9 protein-coding genes are annotated in these 10930 nt (G+C 72.8%); 6 read left to right on the plus strand and 3 right to left on the minus strand.

What is annotated here, in order from left to right:
* Together B4M60_RS15405 and B4M60_RS15410 are read left to right on the plus strand one after the other, a co-directional pair.
* Window positions 1–1184: ROK family protein (locus tag B4M60_RS15405; protein ID WP_349679636.1), on the plus strand; the 1184-nt coding region annotated here is incomplete at its 5' end.
* Between the two features lie 72 nt (window positions 1185–1256).
* Window positions 1257–1790: a flavin reductase family protein gene (locus B4M60_RS15410; protein WP_291086051.1), complete on the plus strand. Its 534-nt coding sequence runs from the start codon at window positions 1257–1259 to the stop codon at window positions 1788–1790.
* 78 nt (window positions 1791–1868) lie between these two features.
* On the opposite strand, the gene B4M60_RS15415 is transcribed toward B4M60_RS15410, so the two are convergent.
* Window positions 1869–4517 carry an ATP-dependent Clp protease ATP-binding subunit gene (locus tag B4M60_RS15415; protein WP_291086054.1) on the minus strand — a complete coding sequence of 883 codons (2649 nt, stop codon included), beginning with the start codon at window positions 4515–4517 and terminating at the stop codon, window positions 1869–1871.
* A 219-nt stretch (window positions 4518–4736) separates the two neighbouring features.
* Between B4M60_RS15415 and hrpB the strand changes: the two genes are divergently transcribed.
* Entirely contained in the window at window positions 4737–7316 is a 2580-nt protein-coding gene (hrpB, locus tag B4M60_RS15420; RefSeq protein ID WP_291086057.1) for an ATP-dependent helicase HrpB, read from the plus strand.
* 110 nt (window positions 7317–7426) lie between these two features.
* Window positions 7427–7978, plus strand: coding sequence for a hypothetical protein (locus B4M60_RS15425; protein ID WP_291086060.1), 552 nt, complete (start codon window positions 7427–7429; stop codon window positions 7976–7978).
* 16 nt (window positions 7979–7994) lie between these two features.
* On the opposite strand, the gene B4M60_RS15430 is transcribed toward B4M60_RS15425, so the two are convergent.
* Window positions 7995–8621 carry a L,D-transpeptidase gene (locus B4M60_RS15430; protein ID WP_291086063.1) on the minus strand — a complete coding sequence of 209 codons (627 nt, stop codon included), beginning with the start codon at window positions 8619–8621 and terminating at the stop codon, window positions 7995–7997.
* 103 nt (window positions 8622–8724) lie between these two features.
* On the opposite strand from B4M60_RS15430, the gene B4M60_RS15435 reads away from it, so the two are divergent.
* Both B4M60_RS15435 and B4M60_RS15440 read left to right on the plus strand, forming a co-directional pair.
* A complete protein-coding gene (locus tag B4M60_RS15435) occupies window positions 8725–9366 on the plus strand; it encodes a DUF1801 domain-containing protein (protein WP_291086066.1) in 642 nt (213 codons plus the stop codon).
* A 36-nt stretch (window positions 9367–9402) separates the two neighbouring features.
* Window positions 9403–10146, plus strand: a complete 744-nt coding sequence (locus tag B4M60_RS15440; RefSeq protein ID WP_291086069.1) for a L,D-transpeptidase — start codon at window positions 9403–9405, stop codon at window positions 10144–10146.
* 13 nt (window positions 10147–10159) lie between these two features.
* On the opposite strand, the gene B4M60_RS15445 is transcribed toward B4M60_RS15440, so the two are convergent.
* A partial coding sequence (locus B4M60_RS15445; protein ID WP_291086072.1) for an amino acid--tRNA ligase-related protein occupies window positions 10160–10930 on the minus strand: 771 nt, incomplete at its 5' end.

Genomic DNA, 10930 nt, shown 5'->3' on the forward strand with positions numbered 1-10930 from the left:
TCACCCGCATGACACCCCGGACACCCCGACCCGAACTGCGCCTCTCCCCCGCGAGCTCGGCCAGGGTCATGCGCGCGATCCGGTTCCGTGGGCCCGTCTCCCGCCCCGAGGTCGCGGCGACCACCGGCCTCTCGGTGGCCACCGTCGGGCGCGCGACCTCGGCCCTGCTCTCGACGGGCGTGATCCGGGAGCGGCCCGAACTCATGCACGACGGGTCCGTCGGCCGGCCGAGCATCCCGGTGGAGATCGATCCGGCCGGACCGGTGACCGTCGCCGTCCACATCGGACTGCACCGAAGCGTGGTCGCGATCTGCGACCTCAGCGCCAGAATCCTCGCCGAGCACGCCGTCCCCACCCCCGGGTGCGACCCGGAGCGGATCGTCGACGAGCTGTCCGCGATCGCGTTCCGGCTCCTCGACGACCACCGGGATCGCCGGCTGGTCTGGGGCGGGGTCGCCACCGCCGCCCGGATCACCGGGCCCGGGAGGATCGACCACGATCTGTTGGGCTGGCGGGACGTCCCCGTCGCCGACCTCTTCACGGACCGCCTCGGCGTGCCGTTCGCCGTGGCACCGCACGTCGAGGCGATGGCCGCGGCGGAACTCCTGGTCGGGCACGAGACCCATCGGGGCACGACGCTCGTCGTGTACGCACGGGAGTCCATCGGATCAGCCCTGGTGATCGACGGCTCCGTCCACCTCCCCCGGGCGGGCTCCGCCGAACTCGCCCACCTGCCCGTGGGCGAGACCACCCATCTCGACGACCGGGGTGCCGGACTCCTCGACGTGGTGGGCGACTCCGGCCTGGTCCGTGCGGCGGCGACCCGCGGCATCACCGTGGGCTCGGTGCCCGAGCTCGCCGACCGGGCCCGCCACGACCCGGTGGCCGACGCGATCCTCGTGGAACGCGCGACGACCCTGGGCCGCCTGGTGGGCCTGATCTCCGCCATCACCCGCCCCGACTCCGTCGTGCTGTGCGGCCAGGCGTTCACCGATCACCCGCGCTACCTGACCCCGCTGCTCAGGGCCACGCGGGAGAGCCGTCTCGGGGGCGGGGCACCCGACCTCCGGGTCTCGACGGCCGGTGGCCGGATCCAGCAGTTCGCGGCCATGGCCGTGGCGCTCGACGCGATCTCCGCCGACCCGGTGGCCGCCCTCACGACCCGGCTCTCGTCCGTGTCATGAGGTCATGAGGCATTTCCGATCACCGGGAGCGGAAGGATCGACATCGGTGACGACGACTTACAGACTGCTCACATGACCGAACTACGCGCAGTGTCCACCACCGAAGCCCAGCCCTCCGTCTCCGCCGAGGTCCACCGTCGCGCGATGCGTCTGCACCCGGCCGGCGTCACCGTCATCACGCTCGACGATCCCGACGGCCCGGTCGGTTTCACCGCGTCGTCGCCGTCGAGCCTGTCGTCGGAACCCGCGCTGGTGAGCTTCAACGTGGGGATCTCCTCGTCGAGCCTGGCCGCGGTGCTCGACGCGCGAACCGCGGTGATTCATCTGCTGGGCGAGGGGGACGAGGCGCTCGCCCTGCGCTTCGCCGGACCGTCCCACCTCCGCTTTGCCGACACCTCGCTGTGGACCCGGGCGGAGACCGGGGAACCGCTGCTCCACGGCGGGCGGGCGCGCCTCCGGGTGGCGATCGACCGCCTGGTCCCCGCCGGCGACCACGTCCTGGTGATCGCCCGCCTGCTCGACGCCTGGTTCGACGACCATCCGAGCGACCCGCTCGTGATCGTCGACGGAGGCCTGCGGGCGGTGCCCCCCTCCTCCACGGACTGACCGGCCGCTTTCGGCGCGTCACGCACGAGAAGACGGCCCCCGCCGTGGCGGGGGCCGTCTTCTCGTGCAGGGTCCGGCTCAGGTGGTGGCGGGGGCCGCCCCACCGCTACCCGACGGACCGCCGGTCGAGCCGCCGCCGAACCCGGCGGAGCTCGGCGGGAGCGAGTCGCCCGGGCCGGCCTCGCCGGTCGGCGCGACGCTCGCGGTGATCTCCTCGCCCTCGCGGACCTCGGCGCCGGGGCGCGGGGAACCGGAGAAGGTGAACTTGGCGTCCTCGGTGCGCTCGGCCTCGCCGTCCCAGCCCTCGACGTCCACGGTCACCAGCTCGCCGGCCGCGACCTCGCCGAAGAGGATCTTCTCCGACAGGGTGTCCTCGATCTCGCGCTGGATGGTGCGACGCAGCGGCCGCGCCCCCAGGACGGGGTCGAACCCGCGCATGGCCAGGAGGTTCTTGGCCCGATCCGTGACCTCGATGTCCATGTCCTTGGCCTTGAGCGCCACCCGCACCCTGCCCACCATGAGATCGACCATCTGGACGATCTGCTCGCGGGTGAGCTGGTGGAAGACCACGATCTCGTCGATGCGGTTGAGGAACTCCGGCCGGAAGTGCTTCTTCAGCTCGTCGTTGACCTTCTGCTTCATCCGCTCGTACGCGTCCTCGGTGTTGTCGGAGGACTGGAAGCCCATCCCGACCGCCTTGGAGATGTCCCTGGTCCCGAGGTTGGACGTGAAGATCAGCACGGTGTTCTTGAAGTCCACCATGCGGCCCTGACCGTCGGTGAGGCGGCCGTCCTCGAGCACCTGGAGCAGGGTGTTGTAGATCTCCGAGTGGGCCTTCTCGATCTCGTCGAACAGGACCACCGAGAACGGCTTGCGCCGCACCTTCTCCGTGAGCTGGCCACCCTCCTCGTAGCCGACGTACCCGGGGGGCGCGCCGAAGAGCCGCGAGGCGGTGAAGCGGTCGTGGAACTCGCCCATGTCGATCTGGATGAGCGCGTCGTCCTCGCCGAACAGGAAGTTCGCGAGCGCCTTGGACAGCTCCGTCTTACCGACACCGGACGGGCCGGCGAAGATGAACGAGCCCGAGGGACGCTTGGGGTCCTTGAGACCGGCGCGGGTACGGCGGATGGCACGCGAGACCGCCTTGATGGCGTCCTCCTGGCCGATGATCCGCTTGTGCAGCTCGTCCTCCATGCGGAGAAGACGGGTGGTCTCCTCCTCGGTGAGCTTGAAGACGGGGATGCCGGTCCAGTTGCCCAGGACCTCGGCGATCTGCTCCTCGTCCACCACGGCGGCGACGTCCATGTCGCCCGCACGCCACTGCTTCTCCCGCTCGGAGCGCTCGGCGATGAGCTTCTTCTCCGTGTCGCGCAGACCGGCCGCCTTCTCGAAGTCCTGCGCGTCGATCGCGGACTCCTTCTCGCGCCGGGCCTCGGCGATCTTCTCGTCGAACTCGCGCAGGTCCGGCGGGGCGGTCATCCGCTTGATCCGCATGCGGGCGCCGGCCTCGTCGATGAGGTCGATGGCCTTGTCCGGCAGGAACCGGTCGTTGATGTACCGATCTGCCAGCTGCGCGGCCGCGACCAGCGCGGCGTCCGTGATGGTGACGCGGTGGTGCGCCTCATAGCGGTCGCGGAGACCCTTGAGGATCTCGATCGACAGCTCGACGCTCGGCTCGGGGACCTGCACCGGCTGGAAACGACGCTCGAGCGCCGCGTCCTTCTCGATGTGCTTGCGGTACTCCTCGATCGTGGTGGCGCCGATGGTCTGCAGCTCACCGCGCGCCAACTTGGGCTTGAGAATCGACGCCGCGTCGATCGCGCCCTCGGCGGCACCCGCGCCGACGAGCGTGTGGATCTCGTCGATGAACAGGATGATGTCCCCGCGCTGGTTGATCTCCTTGAGCACCTTCTTCAGGCGCTCCTCGAAGTCACCGCGGTAGCGGGACCCGGCGACGAGCGAACCGAGGTCCAGCGAGTAGACCTGCTTGTCCTTCAGGGTCTCGGGGACCTCGTTGTTGACGATGGCCTGCGCCAGGCCCTCCACGACGGCGGTCTTGCCCACGCCGGGCTCGCCGATGAGGACCGGGTTGTTCTTGGTGCGCCGCGAGAGCACCTGCATGATGCGCTCGACCTCCTTGGCGCGGCCCACGACCGGGTCGAGCTTGCCCTCCATGGCGGCCTGCGTGAGGTTGCGCCCGAACTGGTCCAGGACGGTCGACGACGACGGCGTGCCGGACTCGCGGCCACCGGTGCCGGCGGGCGCGCCCGTGGCCTCGGCCTCCTTGCCCTGATAACCCGACAGCAGCTGGATGACCTGCTGGCGGACGCGGGTGAGGTCCGCTCCGAGCTTGACGAGCACCTGGGCGGCCACGCCCTCGCCCTCACGGATCAGGCCGAGCAGGATGTGCTCGGTGCCGATGTAGTTGTGGCCGAGCTGCAACGCCTCGCGCAGACTCAGCTCCAAGACCTTTTTGGCCCGCGGCGTGAACGGGATGTGCCCGCTCGGCGCCTGCTGACCCTGGCCGATGATCTCCTCGACCTGGCTCCGCACCGCTTCCAGCGAGATCCCGAGGGACTCGAGGGCCTTGGCGGCCACTCCCTCACCCTCGTGGATGAGACCCAGCAGGATGTGCTCGGTGCCGATGTAGTTGTGGTTGAGCATCCGGGCCTCTTCCTGGGCCAGGACGACGACGCGACGTGCGCGGTCGGTAAACCGTTCGAACATCGTGCTACCTCACATTCCTCGGGTTTTCACCACTGTAGTGGCCCGGTCTGACGTCCGGAGCCACAGGAGTGGCAGTCGGCCCGTCACCATGGGTCAACGCGGCAGGTCGGGGATCCATTGCCGATCCGTGTACGCCGTCAGCGAACGCCGCCGCGGGACCACCGGCCACCCGCCGTCTAGGGTCGTTGTCATGACCCAGGCGACCGGCGGGAGCGCGCGGTGAGCCCGTTCGACCTGGCCCGGATCGGCCGCGACCTGCCCTTCGCCGCGGCCCTGCCGGACCTCCGGGAGGCCCTGGCCGCGGCGGGGACCGCGGTGGTCCAGGCCCCGCCCGGCACCGGCAAGACCACCCTGGTCCCGCCCGCTGTCGCCTCGGCGGCCGGGGTCGCGGGCCGGGTCGTGGTCACCCAGCCCCGGCGCGTGGCGGCCCGGTCGGCGGCGCGGCGCCTGGCCGCGCTCACCGGGACCGACCTCGGTACGGTGGTCGGCTACACCGTGCGGGGCGACTCCCGCGTCCGCCGGGACACCCTCGTGGAGTTCGTCACCCCCGGGGTGCTCGTGCGGCGGCTGATCGCCGACCCGGACCTGCCCGGGGTCGGCGCGATCGTGCTCGACGAGGTCCACGAGCGCGACGTCGAGTCCGACCTCGCTTTTGCCTTCCTCTGCGAGCTGCGCGGGCTCCGCGAGGACCTGCCGGTCGTGGCGATGTCCGCGACGGTCGAGTCCGACCGGTTCGCGCGACTGCTCGGCGGGGAGGGCGGGGCCGGTGCGGCGCCCGTCGTCGACGTGCCGGCCGTTCTCCACCCGTTGGAGATCCGCTACCTCCCGCCGCCGGTGGCGCGCCTCGACGCCCGCGGGGTCACCGACGGCTTCCTCGAGCACGTGGCCGCGGTGACGGCGGAGGCGGTCACCTCCGGCGGCCACGACACCCTGGTCTTCCTCCCCGGGGTCCGCGAGGTCGACCGCGTGGTGCGGGAGCTCACCGCACGCCTGGGTGGCGGCGCCGAGGTCCTTCCGCTGCACGGCGGGCTCGACGCGGCCGCCCAGGACCGGGCGGTCTCGGGCGCGGGCCGCCGGCGCGGAGACCGGGCGGCGGGAGGGGGCGGCGCCCGGCCCCGGGTCGTGGTCTCGACCGACCTCGCCGAGTCCTCGCTCACGGTGCCGGGGGTGCGGGTCGTGGTGGACGCGTGCCTGAGCCGCGAGCCCCGACGCGACGCCGCCCGCGACATGACCGGCCTGGTGACGGTGTCCGCCTCGAGGGACTCCTGCGTCCAGCGCGCGGGCCGCGCCGCCCGCCTGGGACCCGGGATCGCGGTCCGCTGCCTGACCGAGCAGGAGTACGCGCGACTGCCCGCGCACCGCACGCCCGCGATCGCCACCTCGGACCTGACGACCTTCGCGTTGGACGTGGCCTGCTGGGGCGCCCCGCGCGGGGAGGGGTTGGCGCTGCCCGACCCGCCACCGGCCGGGGAGATCCTCCGCGCCCAGGCCGTCCTCGAGGGGCTCGGCGCCGTCGATCCGTCGGGCCGGCCCACCGACCGCGGGCGGGGCCTCGCGCGCGTGCCCGCGGATCCGCGCCACGCCCGCGCCCTGCTCGACGGCGCCCCGGTGGTGGGTCCGCGGGTGGCCGCGGAGGTCGTGGCGCTGCTGGCCTCGGGCCGGCGCTCCCCCTCCGGCGACCTCGTGGCCGACCTCCGCGCCCTCCGCGGGGGGCGGGCCCCCGACTCCGCGACGTGGCAGCGCGAGGTCGGTCGGCTCGAGCGGCTCGCCCGGTCCGGGCCGCGCGACGGCCGCCCACCCGGCGCCCCGGTCCCGGTCGACGAGGCCGTGGGGCTGATCGTGGCGCTCGCCCACCCCGACCGGGTGGCGCGCCGGCGGGGCGAGCAGTACACGTTCGCGTCCGGAACCGGGGCGGTCCTCCCGCCCGGGTCGGCTCTGGCGGGCCACGACTGGCTGGCCGTGGCCGAGGTGGGACGCGCGTCCGGCCGGGCGGCGGGCGAGGCGGGGGCGGTGATCAGGTCGGCGGCCGCGCTGGACCGCGAGAGCGCCGAGCGTGCGGCGTCGGGGCTGCTCGACGACGACGAGACGGCCACCTTCACGGGCGGCGCGGTGACGGGCCGCCGCATCCGGCGGCTCGGGGCGATCGAGCTCTCCTCCACCCCGGTGCGTCCGGGTCCGGCAGTCACCGTGGCGGCCGTGGCGGCGGCCGTCCGCGCCGGCGGGCCGTCCGCACTCGGCGCCGACGACGACGCTCTACGCCTGTGGCGGCGACTCGCCCTGGCGCACCGCGAACTCGGCGACCCCTGGCCGGACGTGTCCGGTGACGCGCTGGCGGACAGGCTCGACGAGTGGCTCGGCCCCGAGATCGACGGGCTGGTCCGCGGCGGCAGGCTGGCGGGACGCGGCCTCGGAACCGCGATGAAGCGGCTGCTCCCCTGGCCCGAGGCGAGTCGGTTCGACGAGCTCGTGCCGGACCGGCTGGAGGTGCCCAGCTCGTCGTCGTACCGCGTGGACTACCCGGAACCGGGCTCCCATGACGCCCCGGTCCTCGCGGTCAAACTCCAGGAGTGCTTCGGCTGGACGGCCTCGCCGCGGATCTGCGGCGGCCGGGTCCCGGTGACGGTCCACCTGCTCTCGCCCGCGGGTCGACCGCTCGCCGTGACCCGCGACCTGGAGTTCTTCTGGCGCGAGGCCTACCCCGGCGTGCGCGCGGAGATGCGTGGACGCTACCCGCGCCACCCGTGGCCGGAGGATCCGATGAGCGCCGAGCCGACCCGGCGGACCAATCGGCGTCGCTGACGGTTCCAATACCATAACGGACGGCCAGATCACAGCATTTCCCGGATTTCGGGCCTACGATGTGACCAAGACCATTGGTGAGAGTCCGCTCCGCCGAAAGGGTGATCGTCATGACCGCGTACACACCCCCCGCCCCGCACCGGGTCCCCTTCCCCGCGAGGACGGAGGAGCTGACCAGGGTGATCCCCCACGTCAGGAACCGGATCGGCGCGATCACCGCCCTCGTGGGACTGGGGCTGGCGCTGCTGAGCCTCTACCTCCCGTGGCTCGCCTCCAGCAGTGGGGGGATCACCGCCCTGGGGATCACCGGGATCATCGACGTCCGCAGTGTCGCCCCGTTGCTGTTCCTCGGACTGGTGGTCCTGTCCGTCCTCGTGGCCGTGACCGCGATCAGCCGGCTGGGGGCGTTCGCGGCGGCGGCGGCCGTGGTCGCGATCGGGGTGCTGGCCGCGCACCTCGCCTTTGTGTGGACGCTCGTCGCCTCCACCGGGGCTGCCGACCCGACGCTCTCCGGCCTGCCCTCGGACGCGAGCGTGACGTTCGGGCCCTACGTGGCCGCGCTCGGGTTCGTCCTGGTGGCGGCGGGATCGGCGTGGGCCGCCCGCGCCGCCGAGTACGCGTTCCCCGACCTGGCGTCGGGGCGGCCGCACCCGTCGCCGTGACCCCCGCGCCACCGACTCAGAACACCACCACCGTGTCGCCCACCTGCAGTCGGTCGAAGTAGGTGGCCGCGGCGGGCTGATCCAACCGGATGCAGCCGTGCGAGGCGTAGGCGGGGTCGCCCTCGTGGAACGCGATCCCGCCCACGAAGTACACCGAGTAGGGCATCGGCGCGTTGTTGAACAGTCGGCTGACCTCGTGCCGGACCTTGCGCGTGACCTGGTAGGTCCCGCGCGGGGTCTCCCACCCGGGCATGCCGTGCGACATCCGCACCGGGCCGTAGCTCAGTCGCTCCCCCGACTGCAGCCAGGTGCGGTTCCCGGAGAGGTCGACGCACGCCGCCGCGGTCCGCGGGCACGGGCTCTGCGGGGTCGGGTCCGGCGGCGGCGGGGGCGCGGGTGGCGCGGGCGGCGGCGGCACCAATCCGGGCGGCGGGGTGATCCCCGCCCGCTCCAACGCCCCGCCCGCGGCGGTGCGCAGGTCGAGGTCCGCCTGCGCCGATCCCGCCTGCGCCTGGTCGATCACCTGCTGGACCTCGGTCGGGACGGGGAACGGCAGCTGCGCCGACGCCACGGGGGGCGCGACGCCCCCGAGGAGCAACGCCGCGACCGCGCCGACCAACACCCGTGACGATCTCTTTGTCATTCCTCGATTATGTCCTGGCCGGTCCCTCCGGACATCCGTCCCGGCGCAACGTTCCGGTCTCGGACACCGCGGCCATCGCACCCATGGGACTAGCGTCTGGATGATGAGTGACGGCCCGCTGCCCCTGCCCCCGCTCTCCGCCACCGCGGCCCGCGCCCTGAGCGCCGCAGGCATCACCGACCTGCGCCAACTCGACGGCCTGGCCGAGAAGGACATTCTGGCCCTGCGCGGCGTAGGCCCCGCCCAGCTCGCGGTCCTGCGCGACGCCGTGACCGCGGCGGGCCTGTCCCTCACCGACCCGGTCCCCCGGCCCCGAGCCACCGGCCGCAATGACAACACCGCGTTCGTCGCGGCGCCGGGATCGCCGAGAGAATGGATCGAGGGGCTGCCGACCGCACGCCGGGTCGACGACGGACTGCGGCTGCTGGAGATGTTCAATGACGTCACCGGCGCGGAGCCCGTCATGTGGGGCCCGTCGATCGTCGGATACGGCCACCACCACTACGTCTACGACAGCGGTCGCGAGGGAGACACGCTGCGGGTCGGTTTCAGCCCGAGGGCCTCGGCTCTGACCCTCTACGGTCTCCTCGGGGCGCCGGCGTCCGTCGGCCTGCTTGAGACGCTGGGACCACACAAGACCGGCAAGGGATGCCTTTACGTGTCGACTCTGGCCCGGGTCGACGGTCAGGTTCTGCGCGACCTCGTGGCGGCCGCGTGGGCACACGGGTACGACGACCCCCGCTGACAACGCGATCTCCGCACGTGTGGATAGGGTGACCCCATGGTGCCTGTCACACGTCGGCTCGGCCGACCCCACCTCGGAGTCCTCTCCGCGGCCGCCCTCGCGGGGGCGCTCGCGGCGGCGGCGACGATCGGCGCCTCCCCCGGGTTCGCCGCCCACGCGGACCCCGCCCACGCGGACCCCGCCCACGAGGGCACCCCGGCGGTGGCGGAGGTGCCGCCGCGGCCGGTGACGGTGGACGCGCAGCTGATCCGGTCGGTGGCGCGAAGGGTCCTGCTGGAGCAGGACCAGCCCGCGCACCTCACCGACGTCGACCTGATCGCGCGCGATGTGACGGCGCTGGGGCCGCTCTCTCCCGGCGAGGTCGAGCACGTCACGAGGCAGACGCTCCTGGGCTTCGGTCCGGGCGGCCCGGCCGTTCTCACCGCCACCGCTCCACCCCGGTGCCCGCCCACCGCCCGGGCCTGCATCGACGTCGACGCCAAGCGCGCCTGGGTCGTCTCGGAGGGGCATGTCACCTACGGTCCGGTGCCGATCACGACCGGCATGCCCGGATACGAGACCGCCCGCGGCTCACACCGGGTCCTGCGTCACGTCCGCCACGACCACAGCCGGATCTTCGACTCGCCGATGCCCTACTCGACGTACTTCACCACCAGCGGCATGGCGTTCCACGAGGGACGCCTGGACGAGCCCTCGCACGGCTGCATCCATCTGGGGCACCACGCGGCCGCGCACTTCTTCGAGACCCTGCGGGTCGGGGACGAGGTCGTGGCGTTCTGACGCCTCGCCCCCGTCAGTCGCGCGGCAGGGGCTTGACCATGGGGAACAGGATGGTCTCGCGGATCCCCAGGCCGGTCAGCGCCATGAGCAGACGGTCGATGCCCATGCCCAGCCCCGTGGTGGGCGGCATGCCCTGCTCCATCGCGGCGAGGAAGTCCTCGTCGAGCACCATCGCCTCGTCGTCGCCGGCCGCGGCGAGCCTGGCCTGGTCCTCGAACCGCCGACGCTGGATGACGGGGTCGACGAGCTCGGAGTAGCCGGTCGCCAGCTCGAAGCCACGCACGTAGAGGTCCCACTTCTCGGTGACCCCGCGCTCGGTGCGATGGTCGCGGGTGAGCGGGGAGGTCTCGACGGGGAAGTCACGGACGAAGACCGGGCCCTCGAGCTGGTCACCGCACAGGTGCTCCCACAGTTCCTCGACCAGCTTCCCGTGCAGCCAGCCCTTCCCGGAGGGCACCTCGAGCCCGACCCCGCCCGCCAGCGCGAGGAGCTCCTCGACGGTGGAGTCCACCGTCACCTCCGCGGTGAGGTGCGGGTGCTTGGCGCGCAGCGCCTCGTTGAGCGAGGGGTACATGCGGAGCTCGGGCCACCGCCCGCCGAGGTCGAAGTCGGTGCCGTCGGCGAGGGTCACCGTGGTGGAGCCGTAGACCTCGCGGGCGACCTCCTGGATGACCTCGCGGATCATCGTGGCCGAGGTGTCGTAGTCGCCGTAGGCCTGGTAGGTCTCGAGCATGGCGAACTCGGGGCTGTGCGAGGAGTCCACGCCCTCGTTGCGGAAGTTGCG

This window comes from Dietzia sp. UBA5065 (assembly GCA_002415925.1).
GTDB lineage: Bacteria > Actinomycetota > Actinomycetes > Mycobacteriales > Mycobacteriaceae > Dietzia.

Coding starts and splice junctions, on each gene's coding strand:
- B4M60_RS15410 (WP_291086051.1), top strand. CDS start 1,257: ATGACCGAACTACGCGCAGTGTCCACCACCGAAGCCCAGCCCTCCGTC.
- B4M60_RS15415 (WP_291086054.1), bottom strand. CDS start 4,517: ATGTTCGAACGGTTTACCGACCGCGCACGTCGCGTCGTCGTCCTGGCC.
- B4M60_RS15425 (WP_291086060.1), top strand. CDS start 7,427: ATGACCGCGTACACACCCCCCGCCCCGCACCGGGTCCCCTTCCCCGCG.
- B4M60_RS15430 (WP_291086063.1), bottom strand. CDS start 8,621: ATGACAAAGAGATCGTCACGGGTGTTGGTCGGCGCGGTCGCGGCGTTG.
- B4M60_RS15435 (WP_291086066.1), top strand. CDS start 8,725: ATGAGTGACGGCCCGCTGCCCCTGCCCCCGCTCTCCGCCACCGCGGCC.
- B4M60_RS15440 (WP_291086069.1), top strand. CDS start 9,403: ATGGTGCCTGTCACACGTCGGCTCGGCCGACCCCACCTCGGAGTCCTC.